We start from the raw sequence: 24,709 nt of genomic DNA on the forward strand, positions 1-24,709 counted from the left end.
GTCCTTTCCTAGAACCTGTTGTTGTGGTGATTTCAGATTCTAGGACGAAGGCCGTTCTTCGTTAAACGAGCGCTAGGGTGTCACCCTTACACCAACATTTTCGACGCGATCGGCGGCACCATCATGGGCGAGAGCGATACGAGCGGCGAAGAGCAGCTGCTAACGCGGGATGACGCATCAGACAAGAAAGGCGGGGCATACGGTGATGAACCGTATGCCCCGCCTTGGCGTAATTAATTACCGCCTAGCTGCGTCGACGCGTGCGACGCAAGCCAATGGCAAGCGCCATGAGACCAAGCGTTGCGAGTGCGTCAGAGACAGCAAACAGACTGTCGCCCGTGCCGGGCATGCCGTCCTTGGAACGCGAGACCTTATGGGCCTTATCGGTCACAGCAAGCTCAAGGGAGCCCGTGCCGCCCATGGACCATACGTCGCGGTTGTAGTCGTTCACAGCGGACCAAGATCCGTCTGCGGCAACCGAGAAGGAGAACGATGCGCTCGCGGCGGTACCGTCGCCGATCATGTAACCGGCAGGCGCCGAAGTCTCCGTCACGGTATAGGTCTCCCCGGCCACGAGCTGGGCCGAGCCAAGCGAGGCGATGCCATCGTCGCCGCTGGTAAGTTCAACGACAGATGAGCCGTCGGCAAACCGGCCTTCAACAGTAAAGACCGCACCGGGCAGCGCATCGCCGGACCCATTACGCTTGAGGAGCTTTAGGGCAAAAGCCGTATTGGTCACTGTGCCGCAGTCGAGCGGTAACTCGATGGAACCGGCCACATTATCTGCCGTAACGGTCAGTTCGTTTGTAGCGACTTCCTCGCGATCGAGGTAATAGCCAGCCGCGGGGGCGACTTCGACAAAGCGATAGGTGCCCCACGCGAGACCCGTCACCACGATGGAGCCATCCGTATCGGTTGCGCGGCCATCGCCCACATCGACCCAGTCCGAACCGCTCTTGAGCTGCAGCTTAAACGTTGCGCCGGCAATGGGCTGTCCGCCCTCGTCGACTTTGCGCATCGACACGCTACCCAGCAGCGGCTCGTTGGTAACGACGGGAGCCGAGCCGTCTGCCGTGGCGAGCACGTTGCCGACCCCATTGGCGGCATCGAGCACATCGAACGAGCTCACGAGCGAGCCGCCCGGCGCAACCGGCGCATAGCCGGTTGCGGAAACCGTCTCGATCAGCCGATAGCCGCCCTTCTTGAGGCCCGTCACCTTAAGGCAGCCGTCCGCATTTGAGGAATGCGCCGCCACTTGCGTGCCCGTCGCGTCGAGCACATATGAACAGCCGGTCTTAAGCCCGGAGATCGTCACGGAGTCAGTCTTGCCAAGCGGCGTATAGACGAGCTCGAAGCCCGCACCGTTGACCAGAGATCCGGTCGCGGCATCGCGTTTCTCAATGGCGAGCCCCGCGTTGAACTCATCGTTCTCGACCTTGACGGACTTCGTCTCTCCCCTATCGCTGCCACCCAGCGTGAACGCGGTCACCGCGCCGGCCGCGCCGGGCTTCTTGGTGAGCGCGGACTCGCCCGTCTCCACCAGGTAGTAGTCGCCCGCGGGCAGGCCGTCGGACTGCCTGACAAAGTAGCCGGCGAGCGAGCCGAAGGCGCCATCGCGGTTGAGCCACTCGACGGAGCCGTCCGCACTCCACTTGCCGTCGGCAGCCGTCACGATCGCGGCGATCTTCACGCCGCCGCCGTCAACGGAGGAGGCATGGTAGGTGCCGCGGTAGAGGTCGAACGTCATGCCCGCGACCGGCAGCTCGGAAGAACCGTGCCTGTAGACCTTCTCCAGCGAGAAGGCGGAGCGGTAGAGCGGGTCATTGGCAGTGATCGCACGACCGTCAGTCACGACCCAGCCCTCGGGGGCCTGCGAGAGCGCCGTGCCGCGCTCGTCGACCACAACAAGGCGCTCGCCGCGCTCGTCAAAGCGCACGCAGAGCGGAGCGTCCAGGCGCACGTAGCCGTCGGGGGCGACGGTCTCCTCGATGCGGTAGACCTCGCCGTTGATGAGGCCGCGCAGCTCGACGGCGCCGTCCACGGGGCTGACGGTCTTTGAGCCGTCGGCGCTATCGGAGAAGCGCCCGGTGACGGTAAACGTCGCACCCGAAACAAACACGCGCGAGCTCGCGTCGGCCTTGGAGAGCGAGACGACATTGGCCGTGTCCTTCATGGTGAGCTCAAGCGTGCCCGTGCCCGCCGCAGACCACACGGTTTTGGTATAGGTGCCGTCAGCCGCAAAGGTGCCGTCAGCCTTGACGGTAAAGCGGTAGGACGCGCTTGCCGCAGAGCCGTCGCCGATCTTGTAGCCCTCGGGCGCCGCAGTCTCCGTCACGGTATAGGTCTTCCCGGCCACGAGCAGGCCATCGGGCAGCGAAGCCGTGCCGTCAGCGGCGGTCACGAGAACGCGCGCGGCCGAGCCGTCGGAGAACTCGCCCGTCACCGTAAAGCGCGCGCCCGAGAGGCGCTCGCGGGCGGAGTTGACCTTGATGAGCCCAAAGCCGAGCCTCTCGTTGGTCACCGTGCCGCAGTCGAGGGGCGAAATGATGGAGCCAGCCACGTTATCGGCCCCGACGGTAACGCTCTTGGTGGTGACGCTGCCGCTCATGTAGAAGCCTGCGGCAGGCGCGACCTCGGCAAAGCGATAGGTACCCCAAGCGAGACCCGTCACGGTGATGCGCCCGTCAGCGTCGGTCGTATAGAGGCCGTCTGCCACATCGGTCCAGTCACCGCCAGCCAAACGCTGCAGTTTAAATTGAGCGCCCGCGATCGCATTGCTGTCAGTGTCCACCTTATGCATCGTCACGCTGCCCAGCAGCGGCATGTTGGTGACATCGGGGTCGGGGACAACATTTGCAAGCCCGGCCGAGCCCTCGCCCACGACAAACTCTCGCACAACCGTGCCGGCGGCCCCGACAGAAGCATAGCCAACCGCCGGCGAAGTCTCGACAAGCTGATATTGACCCTTCTTGAGGCCCGTCACCCTGAGCGCGCCCGGCGTAGCGGGAACAGGGGCCAGGCAGCTCGTGCCCGCGGCACCGAGCGCGTAAGAATAGCCAGACTTGAGCCCGCCAATAGTCACAACATCGGTAGAGCCCAAGGGCGTGTAGCGCAGCTCAAACGTGGCATTGTTAACCGCAGAATGCGTGAGCGCATCCCGCTTATGAATCTCGAGCCCCGCGTTGAACTCACGGTTCTCGACCTTGACGGCCATCGTCGTTCCCCTAACGCTGCCATCCAGCGTGAACTCTTTCACCCCGCCGGGCTTCTTGGTAAGCGCGGACTCGCCCGTCTCCACCAGGTAGTAGTCGCCCGCGGGCAGGCCGTCGGACTGCTTGAAAAAGTAGCCGGCGAGCACGCCAAAGGCGTCATCGCGGTTGAGCCACTCGACGGAGCCGTCCGCACTCCACTTGCCATCGGCATCCGTCACGATCGCGGCGATCTTCACACCGCCGCCGTCAACGGAGGAGGCATGGTAGGTGCCGCAGTAGAGGTCGAACGCCATGCCCGCGACCGGCAGCTCGGAATCTCCGTGCCTGTAGACCTTCTCCAGCGAGAAGGCGGAGCGGTAGAGCGGGTCGGCCACCGTGATCTTGGCGGCGTGACGCTCGACGCCCTCGGGCGGCTCCTCGATCGTCACAACGCCATCGACGCCCTCGGGCGGCTCCTCGTGCGTCACGACGCCATCGACGCCGATCTTGACCGTGAAGTCCGCCACGGCGACATGGCCCGCGGGCACCACAGCCTCGTGAACCTTGTACTCCCCTGCCGGCAAACCCACGATCCAGCCAGCGTTTTCGCCGGCGCCAGCCTTGCCATAACCGTCCTCCACAGTAACGGAGACAGCGCCATTCTCATCGCGCGACCACGTGGCAACCATCTGACCAGTGTTATCGAAGATCTCAAACGTCACGCCGTTGAGCTTCGTATCGGCGGCAACGCCCGTACCGCTTCCGCCCTCGACCTTGTCAAACGTCAAGCGCGTCGCAGCGTTGGTAAGGTTGCCCTTATCATTCTGAGCGTTATACCAACCGGCAACGGACCCGTCGACCTCTTTCACGCTGTAGGAATACACCTTGCCGTTCTGGGCGGTCTGGGGCAATCCCGTAAACTCGTAGGTCCAGGTGCCATCTTCATTCTTGCTCCACGTGGGCGCAGCATCACGCAGGGCGCCAGTGGCATCGGCAACCTTAACAAGCTCCTCGCTGCCACCCTCGACCTTTCGATACAAATTGAGCTTAATACCGCAGGTAGAAGGATCAAGCGTCGAAGCAAGCCCCGTGCCCCAGTCATTCCAAGTCTTAGTACCGGTAACTGTGGTCGTCACCAGCGTGTTCACATAGCGCTGAACCCCTTCTTCTGAGGCCGGCACCAGCTCAAGACGCATCGAGCGGTCGTCGCTTATAGCGAGAACATCCGCCGAAACAGTCGTGGCCTCATAGCTGCCCTTAACCAGCTCCACTGCGCGGTATTGGTACTCAACGGCCTGACCGTTCACACCAACGCCTTGCGCAGGCAACTTATCAAAGGAAACATTGGTATCTGCGACACTGACATTTCGGGTAAGCAGGTTATCGTTGAGAATAAAACCGTTAGTTTGATTCTCAACGAATGGATTGTCGACAACGGACCCGTACTTGGTAAACCACTTCCACGTATGCCCGCCATCAGAAGAGCGCTGCAGGACAAACGTCGTAGCCCAGGAGTCATTTGGAGAAGACGTGCCCGGACGAGTTACCCAAGCGTTGCCACTGTCATTCCAGGTCTTTTGCACCGTAACAGAAGTGGTTCCCACTGTACACACATTCGTGATATTTGACTTCCAGTTTGAGCTACCTGGCTCATGGGTTTCAGACTGAGAGGGAAGGTAGACACTCGCCGCGGAATTCTTAATTGAATAATTCCCGTCCCTATCGCACTCGAGGTAGACCTTGACGGTATTGGAGCTGCCTGCCTTCTTGTCATAGATAAGCAGGCTCTCAACCACGCGGTACTCAACCTTAACCCCACCGCTCGATGTCTTGACTTCCAAGGGAAGATTCGTCCAAGTAGTGTTTGAGTCATACGTGGTGGAATCTGTAGCGTCCGCGGTGAGCTTATCGACCGTATATCGATTGCTGCCCGGAAGCTTATAGGCGATCAGGCCCGTATTGTCATAATTGGTATCTTTCTCGAGATCGACCTCGACAATCCCACACGAGACAAAGAACGAGCCGGCCTCTTGCCATTCATCGCTGGAGCCAAGCTTGCGAGCCTGAAGCGTGTAGTACTGAGCAGGACGCTGTGCCCAAGCGTCATCAACCTGATTCCAGCTCTTTTTAAACCCAACTTGGCCCATCAACTCATTCTGGATCAACGGGAACTGAACGCCCTCGGAATTAGGACGATCGGTCGAAAGGCACGATCCGCCTTTATTCTTGGCATTGATTTTGTATTGGTATGGCATGTCAGCAGGCGATTCCGAGACCTCATACTTCCAAGCGGTACCGTCGGGCGCCCACTTCTCAAGGTTTTTGATGGTATAGGTCCAGATGTCTCCAGAGGATTTATCCCATTCGATGTAGTTAGCTCTAGAAGGATCGCTGCTTTGCAGCGTGACGCCGCCAGGGTTCTCTTCATCGGGGCCACCGCTCTGGTACCAGCGCTTAAGCGTCAGCTTGATAGATTCTGGACGCGTGCCAAAGATATTATTGCTGTCGACCCACTTCTTCTGGCCTTTTAGGTCAACCGAATCAACCACGTAGGCATTCTTAAACGTCTCGCTCACTGCGGAGGGGTTCTCAGCAAGCTCAACGGTGGGGCCCATGGAGAGGGAACCGGTCACGTCCGTTGGAAGCGACACGCCGTTGGCGGTCGTCCACTCATCCGAAGACTTAAAACCAGAAGCATCGGCGGCAAGCTCGCCCATGCCGCTCGTGGCGGTGTAGCCGTTGGGCACAACCTCAACGGCAACATATTGCCACTTGGCACCTGAGGGCGCGTAGATGTCGAGGTTGTCAAACGTGACAGCACCGGACTCAGTGGCATGATTGACGTCCTTGCCCTTGAGCGTCTGCTCAGCCACAAAGGTCAGAGCGCTCTTGGAGTCATCATCCTTGACGTAGTAGCGGTACAGCCTAAACGTCGAGTCGGGGTACTTGGTGTCAACGTCGGCACGCCCCGTAAAGACCTTGTACAGCGTGAGCTTGCTCTGCTTAGACTTATAGGTATTCCTGATCGAGAAGTCCGTATATCTAATATCGTAGACCTTGTCAAAGGCCTTCTCGAGTTCGCTTTCGGACGTGAGGTGCCAACCGTCCTTACCAACAATGCCATCGATGACCTCGCGCACACGGTACTCAATGCGACGTCCCTCGGCATCATAGGCCGCGAGCTTATTATCGCTCGGCAGAGCGTTGCTATTGGAATTGTCCCCGTACTGGCCGATGCTGAACGTCCAGTTGTTGCCGTCTTTCTCAAGGCTGTCTGTCCAGGCCACAGCAGTCTTGCCGTCAAGGATCTCCTGACCAGAGTCGGTCTTACCCGTATTAGAGCTGGCCACGGTATAGCCCTTTGCCTGCGTATCATCCACAGTCAGTTCAAGGCCAGACCAAGGCAAAGCAGCGCCATCGGTCCAGTTGCCGTTAGCTCCGTACGAACCCGCAAGCAGGCGGCGCTGCACGTAGATAGAAATCGCCGGCAGGTCGTCTTTGGAGTAACCGACAGGGACGTTCTCCCACAGCTTCTCACCCGAGACCGTTACCGAGCCGTGGATATGGAAATTGAACGTCGAGTCCTCACGGTAAACGAGCTGCTGGTCGTTGTCTGCAAGGAGGCAATCGGCAAACGATCCAACCTCGTCATCTGCCTTATCCCACGAGCCGGGGTCCTTTGTATAGGAATCCTTCGAAACCGTATCGTCATCATAGTAGTCGAGCGCGCCCTTGGTGTCATCCAGGACATTCATATCCACACGCGCGTAATAGACGTACTGTCCGCCGTTGCCGTCGTACTTGGGAAGGTTCTTGAACGTGGCGTATTGGGTAAAGTCACCCTTGGTGTCGTTGCGCAGGCGATCGGCTGGGTCGGACGACACCCACTCAAAGTGGCCGTCGTACTCGGAAGGAGAAACCGACGAGAGCGTAATTACGGGATTTCCATTGCCATCTTTAATGATATTGCCGTTATCGTCATACGTATAAGCCGCACGATACAGCACCAGCTTAACGTCAGGGCGCTGGTTGAGGACGTCCTTGACGTAGTGGTCAAACCACTTGGTATGGAACGTCACGTCCTTGGTGCCCGTACGCTTGTTAGTAAACGAATAGTTGAGCTGGTCTTCCTGATGCCAGGGCGAACCGAAGTCTGTGCTCGAAAGTCCGCCGACGGATCGATAGTCACCGGCATTGACGATATTCTCCTCGACCTTCCAATCAACGATGGCGCCGGAAAGATCGTACTTAGGAAGTCCCACGACGGAGAAGAAGGATGAGGCCTTGTTCACATCGACCGTAAAGGTAATGGACTTTGAATCCTCTGAAACAATCACATCAGTGTTTTCGGAGGCCTCAGCAGACCCAGTTAGCTGGCTAAAGTTGCCCTCCGAATCTTTTTTCTTTAGAGGCTGGTCGATTTTACCGGCAACCCTAACGGACAGCTCCCGGCTACCGTCATAGACAAACCTAAACTCGGAGCTCGATGCGGGCGCAGAGATTGTTATCTGAGCCTTGGGGCGCTTGCTCGTAGCAGATCCAGCGTCAGCCCAGGTCTTATCGATAGAGATATCCACCGAACCAACGCGGCGATTCGTGACCTCGAGAGAATTTTTATCGAGATTTTCCCCATACGAAACCTCATACGAAAAGCCCTGCGAAAGGTTCTTGGAGATCATGCGAGTAGAGGTATCCGTCTCAGGCCAATTTCTAAGCAGCGAATCATAGGCCGCAATCTCCTCGGCAGAGCCGTCTGTAGCCCTGCGAACAGCAGTATCGCGATCGATGACCTCATATCTTAGGTCGTCTGGTGTATCGCTGCTATTAAGCGTAGACAGCTCTCTGATAGAGACGTCATCCTTGGAAAGCCCGCCAACTGGGACATTTAATTCGTCGTACCAAGAGTTCTCTTCGTTAAGAGTGACCTTATTAATCAGTTCACCCTCTCTATAGGCCAACTGTCTATCCCTGTGAGAATAGATATCGTGATTCGCATACAGGCCAATCTCAACAGGCACGCGGGAGGCAGCGTTGCCGCTATCAAGCCATTTCTTGGAGACCGCAAATTTCGAACTGGAGGCATTGCCTTCAATCACGGGCCGGTTATAAAACTTGGTATAGATTTTGCGAGACTCGGGGTCGATACCGCGAACCGTATGGTCTAGGTTAAAGCCATCCACCGATTCCTCAAGAAAGAGGTAGTCGTACTTAGACCCGTTGTCGTCATATTTGGGTAGACGGATAAACTCAACATGCCAAGGACTCGTCTCCCACCAGCCAAGCTCCCAGGAAGAGCCAGGAATCGTCTGAAAATTGGGCGTGGGATCAACGCGACCGTCCAGCTCAATCGTTGTAAGCAGCGAATCGTTGCGGATTACCTTGACCGTTACCTTTGGAGCAACGCCATTACCACATTGTTTGGCATCCTGTGTCCAAATAGGATTGCCATCGGCATCAAGGGCCTGCCAATACTTATCAACGGTCGCATCAACTGTATCCACGTAGCTGTTGACAAAGCATTTCTCTTTAGCATCATATTCGCCATTAAAGGAAAGGAGATTCTGGTTGCCGTTAGCATCAGTAAACGTGCCAAAAAACTCAAACGGGCCGTCCGGTGTGGTAGGCAAGGCAGAGAACCGGTCAGGATCCTGCGTGTCCAGCACCTCAACCTCTTGCCAGCGGTAAACGTACTCGTTGCCCAGCTCGTCATATCGGGGCAGACCGCTCTTCGAGAAGGACTGCTCAGAATTCTCGGCGCTCCAGCCGTTAAGCGTGACGCGACCGTCAGCGACGTCGTTCCAGGTATAGGTGCCGATAAGCGAGCCATCAGCTCCATACATGGGATCTTCCTTAGAGAACCACTGTCCGTTGTTGTATGTAGCATGCTCTTTAAGGATGCGCTGGAGCTGAAAGCTCACCTCGACGGTACCGAGCTGATCTTGAAAGGCGCCGATATCCCAGCGCTTCTTGGCGCTAACGGTTTCGGTCTCAGCACGACGATTGGTGAGCGTACCGCCGTTGTAGACGCCAAAGTTGTCGGAATCGGAGCGCATCCATCCATCAAGCAAATACTCGGTGTTTGCATCGCTTGCACTGAAATAGTTGGGACCGAGATCGCCCGACGTGTTGCCCTCGTTGTCGACCGTGCCGAACACATGCTCATAACCCGCGAGGGTCGACTCGCGGAGCTGGTAGATATAGGGGTAGCCCTCGGGATCGTACTTGGCAAACTGCGTGAAGCCATCGGTGCCGTACTTATCGAGCAGCATCTTCCCAAGGTCCATCGTAGCGTTGTTGATGGAACCGTCTTCGCTGTTGTAGCTCGCGCCCAGCTCATTATTCTGCTCGGCCGTGACATCGAGCTTTACGAACTCGCCTTTGCGATCACCCGTCATCACGACCACCTGCGCCGCGCTCCGCGCATCGTTGCCGGGCCTTGCGGAATAGCGCCACAGGGTATAGGTGGCCGCAGGGCGCGAAATCTCGTTGCCATTGGAATCGGTCGAACCGGGCACGTAGTCGTCGAGCCAGACCTTGGTAGCCTCAAACCGCGTGGTGCCCGTATGGCGCACCGTCATAGTACCGCCGCTGTAGCACGCGGAGATATCGCTCGCATAGTCGGGAACAACCTTGTTGTCGTAGGAGACCACGTAGGCATCGCGATAGCCGGAGGTGCCGGAGTTATCTATTGTCTGCTGGATCAGGCGGTACTTCATCGACACGCCGGATGGATGGTAGGCCGGCATGCGACCGCTTATAACATAGTTGTTGGAAGCATTGTCATTCCAGGTAACACTAAAGAGCTCGCGTTCGATGAGCTGCAGAAGACCGTCCCCGTTGATATTGCTTACATCCTTGTCGTCAGACGCACCCATATGCCGCGCAGCCGTAAGGGTCAGGTACTTACCCCATCTCGAATACCAGCCATTATCGCCCGAAAGGTTGTGATCCACCATATCGTTGCCGATGTGGACATCGACGTTGAAGCTAACGCTTTTGAGCATCATCAGACATTCTTTGGCATAGGGCTCCACATAGTCCGTACGGTCACTCAGCATGGAGGAGTCGGGCACGATGTAGTCGCCAGACTCAGAGCTCTGCGAAGGGTCGGCGTTGGAGTTAGGATAGAGCGTCGAGCCAGTTTTGACTTCCACGGCCCCACCGCCCGCCGTCACGTGGGAAATTGCATACGTGATGGGCTGTTCTTGCGCCGTGCCGTCGTCCGTTCGCGTCACGACCTTGGCGGGAAGCTTGCCTGCGAGTACCACGGACGCCTCGTATTCGGAGACCGTGGACGCTGCAACGCTTACCAAGTGGCCATCGGTCTTGGCGGCATCGAGGGTCTCCTGGGTAAATCCGAGCTGCGCGGCCGCCTCATCGGACAGGTTATCTCCGTCCTTGGTGAGCGCCACATAGGTCTTACCGCCATCAAGAGAATAGAACACACGGTATTCGTTTCGATTCTGGAGAGCCTCCGCGGACGGGCGGTTGACGTTGTTGTTATCGGCCCAAAACGTGGTGAACGTGATCTTGCTGCCGTAAGAATCCACAGGGGTCACCGCAGAAACCGGATCCTGGAAGGTGCCCGCCGCAGTGACGGCAACCGTTGAGGAAGCATCGGCCCTATCAATCCCAAGAAGCCCCTCAACATGGGAGCGCGCGGGAATAGTGAGCTCGCAAGTACGCACGCCCTCGGTCTGCGTCTGCTGTATCGCCCAGTCAAGCGTTGACTCCTCGTCTTTGAGGAGCGCGGAATCGAGCAGTACATCGGCATCGACGGCAAAGGACTCTTTAGCCTCAAAGGAAAGGTCGGCATCGGTCTGCTCGTCATGCGGAGTAGCGAAAGCCACAGTAAGCTTAGAGGCAGTGAGCTGTGCATACCCAAGGCGGATGCGCGTGGTATTGCCCTCAGCGTCCAAGCGATAGAGGGCAATGCGCTTGATGCCATCATGGTCCTGGAGCTTGGCCGAATCGAGGTCGAATGTGAGCCCGGCGGGAAGATCGACGGTAAAGGTGTCGCCTTCAAGCAGCGCCGTGTTGAGAACACACTTGATGTTGAGCGAGGCAGGCAGCTGCACAGGAATTTCCTCGATGGGGCCTGCTCCAGCAAGCTCTCCCAAGCGCTTGTCAAAGGCAAGGCCCTCGGAGGATACCGTGAGCGCGCTGGCATCGTGCGACCAGTCGCGCGGGACCACGTCAACGGCGTCCTGGTTGCCAGAAGTGTCCTCGTTGGAGGCGGTGGTGTTGTTGGAAGTGTTTGAGTCAGACTTGTCATCGTTCGAAGCACTCGCGCTAGCCTCACCCGAACTATCGCTCGACGAGACGCCCGATGCGGCGTCCGAGCCGGTCTTGTCATCCGACTCCTCCGCCGCATCGGTCTCGGCAAACGGTTGGACAATGTCCTGCCACGACTGGGCGTCCTCAAGCGTAAGAGCAACCGCGCTGGCAACGCCGTTACCCAAAAGGGCCTCGACGCACATGATAAAGGTGAGGGCAAAAGCCACAGCACGCTTAATCTGCCTCATCCCAACCTACTTTCGGTAATAGTGTCCTAGAACTCATATTTTACCGAAACAACAACCGGAGAAAAATAGGATTAAAGAAAGGCGGAGCACTACTTGCCCAGGCGAAATGCTCGTCTGGGCATTTTCAGACTGATTAAATGCAACATCCATCTGCTTGAAAGCGACATCACGAACCGTGCTGCCCTGTGCGGTCAAAGTCGTGAAATACCGTGCAGTTTTACGTTTATATGCGCAGCTTTTCCCTCTCACAAGCTGTGCCTTCTCCGATCATTCCCTGCCGAGATGTAGTATTGCTTCTTGTTTTCATACATTTGCGCATCTGCGGCTTTCAGAAGCGACTCAAAATCCGTGTCCTTTGTGCCGCTTATCGTCGTACCGAGGGACGCGGTAGCCCCCAGTTGGCTTTTTGCCGTTTCCAGTAGTTTCTGAAACGCCGGATGTGTGATGTTTGGCAGAACCGCAATGAACTCATCTCCGCCAAGCCGATACACATGACGCTTTCCGAACACAGATTTCAGCGTCTGTGCGGTCTGCACAATGGCTTTATCACCGGCGTCATGTCCCTTTTGGTCATTTATTTCCTTTAGGCCATTTAGGTCGCACATGACAACCGCCAGGGGAAAGTACTTCTCCAGCTTTTCTGTGTACGCCCAATCCAGTGCTTTTCTGTTTTTACAATCTGTGAGCTGGTCATATAACGCACTGTGCTCCAGTGCATTCGCATTATCGCGCAGTCTTATCATAAAAGAGACCATAAACTCGATCATATCCATCTCATTCGAGATCTCATGCAGTTTCTCTTTGGGAGGATTGTCCACACCGTAGAATCCGACCATCTTGCCGTTGATTTTGATTGGCCCTGTCACAAGGGTATTGACACCCTGAGGTTTCAGCCGTTCATAGATGGCTTCGCTTGTTTTTTTGCATTCTTCAATGTCATGGATGATGGCATTGTTGGATTCTTGATATTGTGCAAACCATGTTTCAATGATGCCTTCATACGGCACATCCTGCAGGTTATCTTTTTCTTTGGGTACGCCCGCTTTGCACCACTCGTAGGTGTTGTCAAACGTTCCGCGGTCATTCTGTTCAAAGATGTACGCTCGATCGGCGGTCACACGCTGTCCGATATACTCCACCAGTTGATTCAGTACTTTGTCCGGAGTTGCTTCTGAAGCGGCATACCGAACCATGTCCGTGAGAAATCTCTCGTAATTCAGGAGTCGTTCCTGCGATTCGCGCTTGCCGACTTCCAACGCTTCCATTTCCTTATGGTACAGAATTCTCTGGAGCTTGCTTCGCATCATCGTGGCAGTCAGAAACATACTCAGCACCCCGTACAAAATAACATTCACGAGGTTTTTGGATAAAATTGGGTTATGCTGCGCAAAGAAAGCAAGTCCGATATAGAGCAGCATGCTGCTCAGAATCAGCCCGTTCATGACCGCCGCTCTAGCGGTAAACAGCAGCGGCGCTACCATCATGAACACAATGTAGTTGACCGTGAGCTCCTCCGGCGTAATTACCGTTCCCGTAATAATGCCGAACAGCAGCAGCGCGGCAAAAAAGCTGTATATAACCAGCTCTTTCCCCAAGAAGCTTCTAAGTTGACAACGAGAAATGCAAAAATAGAGCAAAGAAAGGAACGTATAGGCCAGATACACCCATTTATAATTTCCGATACTCAGGGAAACCGCACTCAGCAGCGTTATGACTCCAAAGGCAACAAGCGCCACAACAGAATACAGCCGCATGGCTTTCCAGTTTTCTTCCCATGCATTCTGTTTTACTTTCTCATAATCACAACGACTAAACATAAACAAGGAAACGATATTATTCATACGTATTTTTTCAATCTCTGTTTTATTGCTACTACAAACGGGTCTCTAGGCTCGAAAGGCCGTTCAGGGTCAGGTCGTTGGCGACCGCCGAGACGCGCTCGATGGGAACCGAGCCGTCGGATAATGCCCACGTGCGATAGATACCGATAATACCGGACAGCAAAAACGCCAGGTAGTAATCGAACATCTCGTCCTTAAGACCTTGGGGCAGCAGACCGCGCTCGGCAATCTCATGTTCGAGCGGCGCACGAAGACGAGCCATAAAGTCGTCGAGCGGAATGTTTTCAATCAGCTGGCGATTGAGCACCAAATTGTTGCACAGCGCCTCGTTAACGGTTTTGAAGAAGGTCGCCGCCGCTCCGAGTGCTCGCTCGTTGGTGTTACCGCCCATAGAGGAAAGCGTCTTCTCGACTGAGTCGACAATCATCTCGACCACATCCACGGCAATGGCATCGAGCAAGCCGTCCACCGTGCCAAAGTGCACGTAGAAGGTCTTACGGTCGACATTTGCCTCGCGCGCGATGGCGCTCACCGTAATATCGGCGAGGGGCTTTTCCATCAGCAGTCGCTCGAATGCCGAAAGAATCGCATTGCGACTGCGAACGATGCGGCGGTCAAGGCGCGGTTTAGTGGTGGCCATAGACGTGTCCCCTTCATGTCAACTGCCCACCTATAGCTCCTGTACAAGTGGGAGATAATCAACGTAAGAGGATTATCCTATATCTAACATCGCGATGACGAGCATCATTAAGAACGCACGACTCACCAACTGGGCTCTAGGGCCGCTTCTTTTTATTGAGCGCCGCAGGGGAAACGCGGATACCGTCGCCAGTCTGACGAACATAGGTCTTCCGTGCCGGTTTAGAGGCCACAGCAGTCTTTTGAGCATGCTGATTGGGGTCCACGGTAACCTGAGAGGTTGGATGTGCCTTAGCGGACGTAGAAGGCTTCTGAGGAGTGCGCCCGAGCTTGCACATCATACGGTCCCAGCGCGCATGGATACTCTCGTTATGAGCGCTCTTAAGGCCCAAAAGAGGGGCGGCCAAAATGGTCGGCGCGATAAAGGTAATCAAACGCCAAAGCAGATAGCCGGCAGCCGCTGCCGTGCCAAAAAAGTGACCCAGGAACAGCGCGAAGCCGCCCTCGGCACCACCGGTGCCGCCAGGCAGCGGGACGGCGGAACTCAACAGCTGTACAAAAGCACTCGCCGCCATGACCGAGAAAAAGTCAACGTCGTACTGACCAAAGGCAAGCATCAAAAAATACGGAACCAGGTAGAAAAACGCCAGCTGCAACATGGTGATGACGACCGTGAGCAGCATGGACGAAAAATGGCCGGCAGAGAGTTTGAATTTCTCGGAGAACGAGTAGATCTCGCCATCGACAAAGGTACGCCAGCCCTCGATCTTAGTAGCGGAAACACCCATGCGCTCGAGCCAATTGATAATACAATGTGCGACGCGCGTGACGGTCTTGGGCATCAACGCCACGGCAAAGATTCCGAGAAGAATGCAGCAGTGGCCGCCAAAACTAAAGACGCAAAGCAGCGTCATGTCGCCATAGCGCTCGGCGAAAAACGGCATGCGGGCGAGCAGCAGAATGGCACCCCATGCCACCAAACCAAACTGGTACACGATAAAGCGGGTGAACTGCGTGGCACCCGCTTCGCCCACATTTTGGCCGGCTTTGGTCAGGCGATAAATCTGGGCAGGCGTGGAGCCCATCATCATGGGCGTCAGATTGCCAAAGAAGATGCCGCTCGCCTCGACCGAAATGAGGTCGCGGATGCCGACAGGCGAATTGGGATCGAGCCATACGGCAATCGCGTACGCCACGATGCCAAAAAACAAGTATAGGAACATGCAGAAGCACGCGGCAGCGAGCCACGGCGCCTGAACGCTAGCCATGGCGGCCCAGAACTGACCCATCTGACCGGTCACGACCAAATAGACGATATAGCCCGCCAGCACAATGCCAATAAAGATGGCACCACGACGTGCGCTCTTGTTGTCATCGCCGCCCGAAACATCGACTTGAGGCTTTGGGGTATGCTGAGAGGACTCCGTCATGAGGCTCCTTCTGACCGTCAATGTATCTGGCCTATTGTACCCGTCTGGGAGATAAGCAAAACGTAAAGCTATGGGGCAAATGGGATTAACAGACAAGCCCGCAGGTAATAAAAAACCCGCCCTTCGAAAAGAAGGTCGGGTATCCAATACTTGGTAGCCCGTACCAGATTCGAACTGGTGATCTCCGCCTTGAGAGGGCGGCGTCCTAAACCGCTAGACGAACGGGCCATAAGCCTCAGCAGAAAAGAAGTGGTAGCCCGTACCAGATTCGAACTGGTGATCTCCGCCTTGAGAGGGCGGCGTCCTAAACCGCTAGACGAACGGGCCACATGACACCTGCACTGCCGTGCTGCGAGGACATATATTACGGGACAAAAAACGCGAGCGCAAGAAGAAATTCCAAATTGGCCAAATTTTGTCGTGAGGTTATGGAATACACAGGTCAACCTGGTAGCTCTTTTGGGACGGGGCTTTTTTAGCTACCCCTGCCAGAATCACTATTGTTCGTCCTATTGACAGCGGGGTAGCTAAAAAAGCCCCGTCCCAAAAGAGCTACCCCAGGTTGAGGTGGGCCAGAAGGGCTTCGCGGGTATTGGGAACGTTATTCTCGATCACGGCGTCGAGGGCGACGTTGAGAAGCTGTCCCAGCTCAGGCCCCGGTTTGACGCCGGCGCGAATCAGGTCCCCTCCGTTGATGCCAAGCATCTTAAGCGTATAGGGCTCCCCCGCTTCCAACAGTTCGTGGGCGAGCGAACGCATCTCCTCGATCGTCTCGACGTAATAGAAGCACGACGGTGCCTTACCCAGCGTATCGGCACGCTTAAGGTCCATAAGCTCGTCAATCAAACGCGGCGTGTCGACGCCCTCACCCGAAAGCGAGCGCATCATATTGAGCAAACAGGAGCGCTCGGGGCGCAACGGCTTATCGTGATACCTGATAAGCAGACACACGTCGCGAACCAAATCGTGCGAAAGCGCCAAGCGATCCATAATAGCGCGAGCTTTCTTGGCACCAAGCTCAGGATGACCGTAAAAGTGGCCGCTGCCCGCATGATCGACCGTAAAGCAATCGGGCTTGGAGACATCGTGCAAAAACGCTGCCCACATTAAGCTCGACGAAGGCGCCACGCCGTCACACAGCGCCAGCTCCCCCGCTACCGTCAAAACGCGAGCGATATGTTCGTAGACATTAAAGGCGTGGTAGACGCTGCGCTGGTCAAACCCACGAGCCGGCGAAAGCTCGGGCACGGCGGCGCAAACAAGCTCGGGGTAGCGTAGCATCGCGTCTCCCCCGTGACCGGTCGATAGAATCCCCTCGAGCTCAATGCCCACGCGTTCGCGTGCCACGACATCGAGCAGCGGCGAGCACTCGGCAAGCGCCTGTTTGGTCTTAGGCTCGATCATAAAATCCAGACGGCAGGCAAAACGCACGGCGCGCAGCATGCGAAGCGCATCCTCGTTAAAGCGACGCTTGGGATCTCCGACGGCACGAATCAGCTTACGCTCCAGGTCGCCCTGGCCATCATAACGGTCGACAAGACCGCGCTGGGGATGCCAAGCCATGGCGTTAACGGTAAAGTCACGACGTGCCAGATCGTCCTCAAGCGACGCCGCACGCTCTACACTCTGGGGATGGCGACCATCGGTGTAAAAACCGTCCAGGCGATACGTCGTGACCTCAATACGCTCATCGTCACAAAGGGCGGTAATGCCGCCAAATTTTATGCCCGACTCAACTACCGCAATGCCGGCTGCCTCGAGCGCCGCCTTGGACTCTTGCCACAGGCCGCTACAGCACATGTCAACATCGTGGCTGGGGCGTCCCATCAGGGCGTCACGCACCCAACCGCCTACGAACCAGGCCTCGAGACCGGCGTCCTCAAGCGCACGTAGCACACGCAGGGAGGCATCTGTGGGCTGCGTACCGTTGAGCGAAACATTACACATACCTATGGCCTCCTACGCTTGCAAGCGTTAAACGATGGTTCTCAAGCAGTCTAGCAAGAAACAAGCGTGAGCGCACATGAAATCACATCGTCGATTCGCGCGAACGAGACAGCAGAGCCCATGCGGCCAACAGATAAAAACACCCGCCTCGGAGATCCAAAGCGGGTGTTCGGCAACGATGTGTCTAAACGGTTAGCAGACCTGGCGAACGTCGATGTGCTTCTTATATTCGTCCACCTTGGCAAAATCGCCCAAACCAGGGCACTCGACCACGTTGGCACCAGTTGCCATCGAGAGGCGCAGGGCGTCCTCGACGCACTCGGGGGCATCATGCCACACGGACAGGAAGGCGGCAAGAGAGGAATCGCCGGCGCAGACCGTCGAGAGCAGCTTGACCTCAAAGGTGCGCTTGGCAAACCAAATGTGCTCGCCGTTGGAGAAGTACGCGCCGTCGCCACCAAGGGTCAGCAGCACATTCTTTGCGCCCTTGGCGTGCAGCTCAGCCATAGCGCCCTTAACGGACTCGTCGTCGCCACCGCTCACCTTAATGCCAAAGATGTCGAGCAGCTCGTCGTCGTTGGGCTTAATGAGCAACGGCTCCATGGCAATGAGATCGGCCAGCTGATGGCTCGAAATATCGAGCACGAACTCGGCACCCTTTGCCTTAACACGGCGAAGAACCTCGGCCAGGAAACCCTCGGAGGTGTTGGGGGGCAGCGAGCCGCTAATGACCAGGCAGGTCATGTCGTCGAGCGATTCGATGAGCTCAAACATCTCCTGCTCGTTGGCAGCATTGATGGCAGCGCCTGCATTGACCATGTTGTACTCGGTATCGGGACCGGCGTTGAGGAAAACGTTGACGCGCGTGATGCCGTCAGTCCACACGGGCTTGACGGGCACACCCAGGGCCTCGGCGCCCTTGACGATATACTCGCCTGAGAAGCCGGCAAAAAAGCCCAGGATCGTGGTGTCGACACCGTAGTGATCGAGGGTGAACGAGACGTTGAGACCCTTGCCATTGGGCGTATAGACCGCGTTGCGCGTGCGGGTGACGGTGTTGGCGGAAAGTCCGTCGCAGGAAATGTTGTAATCAATGGCGGGATTTGCAGTGAGCGTGTAAATCATGAATATTCCTTTCACAAAGCAACGTGATAATGAAAGTATATTCCACACCTTGTGAAAAGACCATAGCAACTCGGCGAACGGTGTAGAACGCGTGCAGGTCGACAGAAAAGCAGCAAGGCGGGGCAAAAATATCAGGAATGGTTGCCCTGAAGCTCATTTGCAATTTACAAATAAGCGCCCCAGCCTAAACCGGGGCGCCATATAGTCAAGAATATGTAGCGTTTCGCTTACTTGCGATCGAGCTTGCGGACAGCAACGCGCTTACTATACTCATCGACGTGACCGAAGTCGCCGATGCCCACGGACTCGGCAACATTGGCGCCGGTGGCCATAGCGAGCTTCATGGCCTCCTCGACGTTGTCGCGATCCCTGTACCACTTGTGCAGGAACGCAGCGAGCGTGCAGTCGCCGGCGCAGACGGAAGAAACCAGCTTGATGTTGAACTCACGCTTAGCGTACCAGATGTCCTCGCCGTTGGAGAAGTAAGCGTCGCCGCGGCTACCACGGGTGAGCAGCACGTTCTGGACGCCGGCATCGTGAGCCATCTTCATAGCAACGCGGACCTCGTCGTCGGTGTCGACCGGCACGCCAAAGATGGCCTTCATCTCGTGATGGTTCGGCTTGATGAGCAGCGGCTTCTTGTGAGCGAGCTCCTTGAGCTTGTCGGAAGACAGGTCCAGGACGACGTCGGCGCCACGAGCCTGAGCGTGATCCATGACCTGAGCCAGGAAGTCGGGCGTAGCTTTGGGAGGCACGGAGCCGGAGACGATCAGGCACTCAAGATCGCCCGCGGTGTCCAGGATGTTGTAGAGCTCCTTCTGGTGCTCCGGCGTAATCGGGGCGCCGGGGTTAAGGATGCCGTACTCGTGCTGGCCATCGTTGACATAGGTGTTGATACGCGTGATGCCGTCGGTCCAAACCGGGCGGCACAGGCAACCCAGGTTCATGACCTCCTCGACGATGAACTTGCCCGTGAAGCCGGCGAAGAAGCCGAGCGCGACGGTGTCGACGCCCATCTTCTTAAAGGCGAAGGACACGTCGAGGCCCTTGCCGTTAGCCGTGTAGCTGGCCGAGCCGGTGCGGACGTTCTCGTCGGGCTCGAGCGGAGAGCTCGAAACCGTCATGTCGACAGCCGGGTTAGCGGTTAGCGTGTAGAACATTTACAGTACCCCCTGTATATTTGAGGGCCGCGCGGCCAGCCCATTCCAACCACGCGGTTACCTCTGATACCAAATTAGCGAGCGGCAGCCTCAAGCAGCGCCTTGACCTCTTCGGCAGTGTTGCAGGCGAGCGCCTTCTCGGCGAGGTCGTCGCACTCGGCCTTGGTCCACTGGCTGATGGTCTTGCGGGCGCGAAGGATAGACGGAGCGCTCATCGAGAACTCCTCGAGGCCCCAGCTGATCAGCAGCGGCTCAAGCAGCGGATCGGCAGCGGCCTCGCCGCACATACCGACCATGATGCCAGCCTTGACGCCGCTCTCGATGATGTTCTTGAGCGAGCGAAGCACGGCGGGATAGTACACCTGGTACAGGTTAGAAATGGTGTCGTTACCACGGTCGGCACACATGGTGTAGCCGATCAGGTCGTTGGTGCCGATCGAGAAGAAGTCGGCGACCTCGGCCAGGCGGTCAGCGATCAGCGATGCGGCAGGCGTCTCGACCATAATGCCGACCTCGATGTTCTCGTTAAACTTGCGGCCCTCTTCGGTCAGCTCGGACTTGCACTCCTCGACGAGCTCCTTAACGGCCAAGACCTCCTCGACGCAAGTGACGAGCGGGATCATGATCTTGACATCACCGAAGGCGCTGGCGCGCAGCAGAGCGCGGAGCTGTACCTTGTACTGGTCGGGGTTGGCCAGGCAGTAACGCACGGCACGGAAGCCCATGAAGGGGTTCTCTTCCTTGACCATGTGCAGGTACGGGATCTCTTTGTCGCCACCCACGTCGAGCGTGCGGATGATGACCGGAGCGCCATTGAGCGCGCTGGCAACCTTACGATAGGCGTTGAACTGCTCCTCCTCGGAAGGAAGCTCGGCGGAATCCATGAACAGGAACTCGGAGCGGAACAGGCCAATGGCCTCGGCATCGTGATCGAGCGCGTTGGGCACGTCATCGGGGTTACCGATGTTGCAGGCAATGATCTTCTTGATGCCATCGGCAGTCACGGACGGCTTGCCACGGAAAGCCTCGAGGGCTGCCTTCTCGGCAGCGAAAGCCTCGGCCTTGGCGGTGTAGGCGGCAAGCGTCTCCTCGTCGGGATCGGCCTCGACGATACCCTTGCCACCGTCGACGACAACGGTCATGCCGTTGCGCAGCGCGGTGCAGCTGTTGGCAACCGAAAGGACAGCCGGAATCTCGAGGGCGCGGGCGATGATCGCGGAGTGCGACGTGCGGCCACCGGTCTCGGTGACGATACCGGCAACGTGAGCCTTATCGATCGTGGCGGTCATGGACGGCGTAAGGTCGTGCACGACAACGACAGTGTTTTCGGGCAGGACGGAGAGATCGACGACCTCCTTGCCCAAAAGCTCGGCCAGAATACCGGTGCGGATGTCGGCGATGTCTGCCGCGCGCAGGCGGAACATCTCATCGTCCATGGACAGGAACATGTTCTCAAACATGGTCGAGGTGTCCATGAGCGCCTGCTCGGCGCAGGTGCCGCCGTCAATGGCGGCGTTGATGGCGTCGGTCATGCCCGGGTCCTGAGCCAGGACGATGTGTCCGCTCATGATTTCGGCCTCGGCCTCGCCCACCGTCTCCTTCATGTGGTCGGCCTGAGCCTGGGTCTTCTCGCAGAAGACCGAAAGGGCGGTCTGATAGCGCTCCTTCTCTGCTGCCGAATCAGCAACCTCGTGCGGCTCAAACGTCAAGTCGGGTTCGACGGCAACCATGACGGTGCCGATACCGATGCCCTCGGAAGCGTTGACTCCCTGATACATTCCTATTCCTCTCTCCGTGTCATGTGATAAAGCGTTTTGCCATATCCATGACAAAAGAGCGCAGTTCCCTTTAAACAGGTCACTGCGCCCCCAAATATGAACTTAGTTGTTCAACATGCGACCCGTTTGAGTTCTACTCGCCAAGACCGCTCTTGATGAGCTCGATGGCAGCAGCCAGAGCCTCGGCCTCGTCAGCGCCGTCGCACTTGACCTCGACCTCGGTACCGCAGGGGATGCCGGCAGCCATGAGGGCCATCGGGGACTTGCCGTTGACCTCCTTCTCGGGGGTGACGACCGTCACGTCGCAGGCGTACTTGCCCATGGTGGAGGCGAAGAGGCCAGCCGGACGCATGTGAAGACCCTGAGGATTAACGAGGGTAGCCTTCTCAGAAACCATAATTGACTCCTTTTTTGTGTTTAACCCCTATCAGCAATGCGACAGGAGCCATATTCACGACGTGGATTATATTAACTCACATCAAACGGTTTTTCATTATGTTTCGCACGAATTGTTGGACAGATGTCGTTCCTGCACGCTCGTCTGCCGGGCGGGGCGGTTAAGTTTGCTGCTCTACAGTCCTGCGCAAGACGGAAAGCACATTAAGTGCTTTCCTTTGCGTGCGGAACTCGCGACAAACTTAACCGCCCCGCCCGGCAGACGAGCTGCGGAAACTCAGTCGGTCCAGAGCAATATCGTGCGAACGAAATTTTGGCTGATAATTTGTTCGCCTGGTTGATCTGGTTGATGGGGCTATCTATGCCCTCTTGTGAACTGAGGAGTATCCCTAACTGTCGGCAGAAAGGAAACGTCCCTCAGTACCGGGTTACTTGAAAAAGGCGGGGACCCCTGATGGAGTCTCCGCCTTATATACAGGGGGCGATGTTATTCGCAAGCTGCGGGATTAGACCAGACGGGCGTTGATCGTCTTAGCGATCTCGGCAGCGTCGGTAGAACCCTTAACGGTGGCACGGAAGCCCTCGTCCATGAGCGCCTCGGCGACCTTGGACAGGATCTTGAGGTGCGTGGTGCCGGCCTGGGCACCGGGGATGAGCAGGGCAATAGCCACGTTGACGGGAGCGCCGTCCATGGTGTCCCAACCGGTCACGCCAGAGTCGTCCTTGACGACGATGACGGCGGCCTCGGTAATGGCATCAGACTTGGCATGCGGAATAGCGAAGCCCTCCATCATGCCCGTGGTGCCCTCGGCCTCGCGGGCCAGGAAGGCGTTCATTACGGCGTCGGCGTCGTCAGCGATACCGGCCTTGACAGCCTGGTTGGAGACAAAGCTCAGGGCCTCGTCACGAGAAGCAAAATCCTCGGCGACAAAAACGTTCTCGACCTTCACGAAGTCGGAAGCCTCAGCCTTGGGGGCCTCGACGGCAGCGGCCTTGGGAGCCTCGACCGGCTTAGCGGCAGCGGCGGGAGCGGCCTTCTGATTCTTCTCGAAGTCATACTTCTTGAAAGCAACGAACAGGATGCCACCGACCACGGCGCCGATGAGGATCGCGAGGACCCACAGCGGACCGTTCTCGACAACGGGCAGGACCAGGAAACCACCGTGAGGCGCCGGATCGTGGACGTTGAACATAATGGTCAGGATCGAGGCGATGGAGGAACCGAGCATCATGATGGGCATGACGGGCCAGATGTTCTTGGTCATGAACGGAATGGCGCCCTCGGTGATGTGGGTGCAACCAAGGATGAGGTTGACGATACCGGCGTCATGATCCTCCTGGCTGAAGTACTTCTTGCCGACGATAACGGCAAAGGTGGTGATCAGCGGCGGAACGATGCAGGCGGCGGAGACGGCAGCCATGAAGTTGGTACCGAAGTTATAAGTGTCGGTGCCGACACCGGCAGCCAGGGCCTCGGTGAGCATAGCGGTACCGGTGACGTAAGCAGCCTTGTTGACCGGGCCGCCCATATCAAAGGCGCACATGCAGCCAATGGCAAGACCCAGGACAACAGCGCCAGAGGCAGACAGACCCTTGAGGAAGTCCATCATGGCGGTGTTAATGGCAGCCATGGGGCCGGAGATGCCGAGCATGACCAGGCCGACGATGGCGGTCGAGAACAGCGGGTACAGGAAGATAGCCTTGAGGCCGTCCAGGTTCTTGGGCAGCTTGGCAAAAACCTTCTCGAGCAGCAGGATGACATAGCCAGAGAGGAAGCCGCCGACGATGCCGCCCAGGAAGCCAAAGCCCACGCCGGCACCGCCGGCATCGATCATGCCGGTCTCGGCATTAACGGGCAGGCCCTGGATGGCGATCATACCGGCAACAAAGCCGGGAACGAGCGCCGGGCGCTTGCCGATGGACTCGGCGATATAGGCGGAAAGCACGGGAACCATGAGGTTCATGGCGATGCCGCCGATGATCTTGAGCATAGCGGCAAAGCTGTTGTAGTCGGCAGCCGTCGAGTCGAAGGACGTGATGCCCCACAGGAACGAAACGGCGGTCAGAACACCACCGGCAACGACGAAGACCAGCATGTGGCTGACGCCGTTCATGAGGTGCTTATAGATGATGTGACCGATGGACTCCTTCTCCTCGACCTCATCCTCGACATCGGCAGCAGCCGCAACCGTGTCGTCGCCCTTGGCGGCGAGAGCACGGTCGATCAGCTTGCCGGCAGCCTCGACGGACAGGGCCTTGGAAACACCGACGGAAACCATGGGCTTACCGGCGAAACGCTCCGCCTGGACATCCTTATCGGCTGCGACGACGACAGCCTTGGCACCGGCGATCTCACCCTTCGTGAGTTCGTTCTCGACACCGACCTGGCCATGAGTCTCGACCTTAATGGTCAGACCGCGCTCGGCAGCTGCCTTCTCCAGCGCCTCCTTCGCCATGAAGGTGTGCGCGATGCCGGTCGGGCAACCGGTGGCGGCGATGATGTCAAACTTAGCCATGTGTCCCTCCTTCTTGAGTACTGCGCCCGCGGGCGCTCCCCTACACGCGCTACGGTGCGCGTTTTTCCACTCCTGAAAGATACCAAGCCACCGCTTATATGAGAAGCAATCCAGCCTATTTCTCCGGTGAAAGGTTCTTTCACAACCGTAAACGGTCGATG

Annotated in this window: 10 protein-coding genes and 2 tRNA genes; all 12 read right to left on the reverse strand. The window is 57.2% G+C overall.

The genetic code is table 11. The annotated features are described in order from the left end of the window. Window positions 1–244: 244 nt before the first annotated feature. Window positions 245–11,716, reverse strand: a complete 11,472-nt coding sequence (locus tag ACTQ0H_RS07175) for a SpaA isopeptide-forming pilin-related protein (protein WP_441548016.1) — start codon at window positions 11,714–11,716, stop codon at window positions 245–247. Window positions 11,717–11,961: 245 nt separating this feature from the next. Further along, window positions 11,962–13,557: a sensor domain-containing diguanylate cyclase gene (locus ACTQ0H_RS07180; protein WP_441538575.1), complete on the reverse strand. Its 1,596-nt coding sequence runs from the start codon at window positions 13,555–13,557 to the stop codon at window positions 11,962–11,964. Between the two features lie 31 nt (window positions 13,558–13,588). Next, entirely contained in the window at window positions 13,589–14,197 is a 609-nt protein-coding gene (locus ACTQ0H_RS07185) for a TetR/AcrR family transcriptional regulator (protein WP_441083359.1), read from the reverse strand. A 136-nt stretch (window positions 14,198–14,333) separates the two neighbouring features. Beyond that, window positions 14,334–15,626 carry a lysylphosphatidylglycerol synthase transmembrane domain-containing protein gene (locus ACTQ0H_RS07190; protein ID WP_441538572.1) on the reverse strand — a complete coding sequence of 431 codons (1,293 nt, stop codon included), beginning with the start codon at window positions 15,624–15,626 and terminating at the stop codon, window positions 14,334–14,336. Between the two features lie 151 nt (window positions 15,627–15,777). Beyond that, window positions 15,778–15,854: transfer RNA gene (locus ACTQ0H_RS07195), tRNA-Glu, on the reverse strand. 22 nt (window positions 15,855–15,876) lie between these two features. Then, window positions 15,877–15,953: transfer RNA gene (locus tag ACTQ0H_RS07200), tRNA-Glu, on the reverse strand. A 225-nt stretch (window positions 15,954–16,178) separates the two neighbouring features. After that, the gene (locus ACTQ0H_RS07205) at window positions 16,179–17,573 is read right to left on the reverse strand and encodes a CCA tRNA nucleotidyltransferase (RefSeq protein ID WP_441538570.1); all 1,395 of its coding nucleotides are present in this window, start codon (window positions 17,571–17,573) and stop codon (window positions 16,179–16,181) included. 192 nt (window positions 17,574–17,765) lie between these two features. Further along, window positions 17,766–18,698, reverse strand: coding sequence for a 1-phosphofructokinase family hexose kinase (locus ACTQ0H_RS07210; RefSeq protein WP_441538568.1), 933 nt, complete (start codon window positions 18,696–18,698; stop codon window positions 17,766–17,768). A 227-nt stretch (window positions 18,699–18,925) separates the two neighbouring features. Further along, the gene (locus ACTQ0H_RS07215; RefSeq protein ID WP_154515554.1) at window positions 18,926–19,858 is read right to left on the reverse strand and encodes a 1-phosphofructokinase family hexose kinase; all 933 of its coding nucleotides are present in this window, start codon (window positions 19,856–19,858) and stop codon (window positions 18,926–18,928) included. A gap of 74 nt (window positions 19,859–19,932) precedes the next feature. After that, on the reverse strand, window positions 19,933–21,636 hold the full coding sequence (gene ptsP / locus ACTQ0H_RS07220) for a phosphoenolpyruvate--protein phosphotransferase (RefSeq protein WP_427728175.1): 1,704 nt from the start codon (window positions 21,634–21,636) through the stop codon (window positions 19,933–19,935). Window positions 21,637–21,769: 133 nt separating this feature from the next. Then, window positions 21,770–22,033, reverse strand: a complete 264-nt coding sequence (locus ACTQ0H_RS07225) for an HPr family phosphocarrier protein (protein WP_022094575.1) — start codon at window positions 22,031–22,033, stop codon at window positions 21,770–21,772. A 505-nt stretch (window positions 22,034–22,538) separates the two neighbouring features. Then, window positions 22,539–24,548 carry a fructose-specific PTS transporter subunit EIIC gene (locus ACTQ0H_RS07230; protein WP_441048795.1) on the reverse strand — a complete coding sequence of 670 codons (2,010 nt, stop codon included), beginning with the start codon at window positions 24,546–24,548 and terminating at the stop codon, window positions 22,539–22,541. Window positions 24,549–24,709 lie beyond the last annotated feature (161 nt).

Source organism: Collinsella sp. LCP21S3_A3 (assembly GCF_052118905.1).
Lineage (GTDB): Bacteria > Actinomycetota > Coriobacteriia > Coriobacteriales > Coriobacteriaceae > Collinsella.

Coding starts and splice junctions, on each gene's coding strand:
- ACTQ0H_RS07205 (WP_441538570.1), bottom strand. CDS start 17,573: ATGTGTAATGTTTCGCTCAACGGTACGCAGCCCACAGATGCCTCCCTG.
- ACTQ0H_RS07225 (WP_022094575.1), bottom strand. CDS start 22,033: ATGGTTTCTGAGAAGGCTACCCTCGTTAATCCTCAGGGTCTTCACATG.
- ACTQ0H_RS07185 (WP_441083359.1), bottom strand. CDS start 14,197: ATGGCCACCACTAAACCGCGCCTTGACCGCCGCATCGTTCGCAGTCGC.
- ACTQ0H_RS07230 (WP_441048795.1), bottom strand. CDS start 24,548: ATGGCTAAGTTTGACATCATCGCCGCCACCGGTTGCCCGACCGGCATC.
- ACTQ0H_RS07180 (WP_441538575.1), bottom strand. CDS start 13,557: ATGAATAATATCGTTTCCTTGTTTATGTTTAGTCGTTGTGATTATGAG.
- ACTQ0H_RS07215 (WP_154515554.1), bottom strand. CDS start 19,858: ATGTTCTACACGCTAACCGCTAACCCGGCTGTCGACATGACGGTTTCG.
- ACTQ0H_RS07190 (WP_441538572.1), bottom strand. CDS start 15,626: ATGACGGAGTCCTCTCAGCATACCCCAAAGCCTCAAGTCGATGTTTCG.
- ptsP (WP_427728175.1), bottom strand. CDS start 21,636: ATGTATCAGGGAGTCAACGCTTCCGAGGGCATCGGTATCGGCACCGTC.
- ACTQ0H_RS07210 (WP_441538568.1), bottom strand. CDS start 18,698: ATGATTTACACGCTCACTGCAAATCCCGCCATTGATTACAACATTTCC.
- ACTQ0H_RS07175 (WP_441548016.1), bottom strand. CDS start 11,716: ATGAGGCAGATTAAGCGTGCTGTGGCTTTTGCCCTCACCTTTATCATG.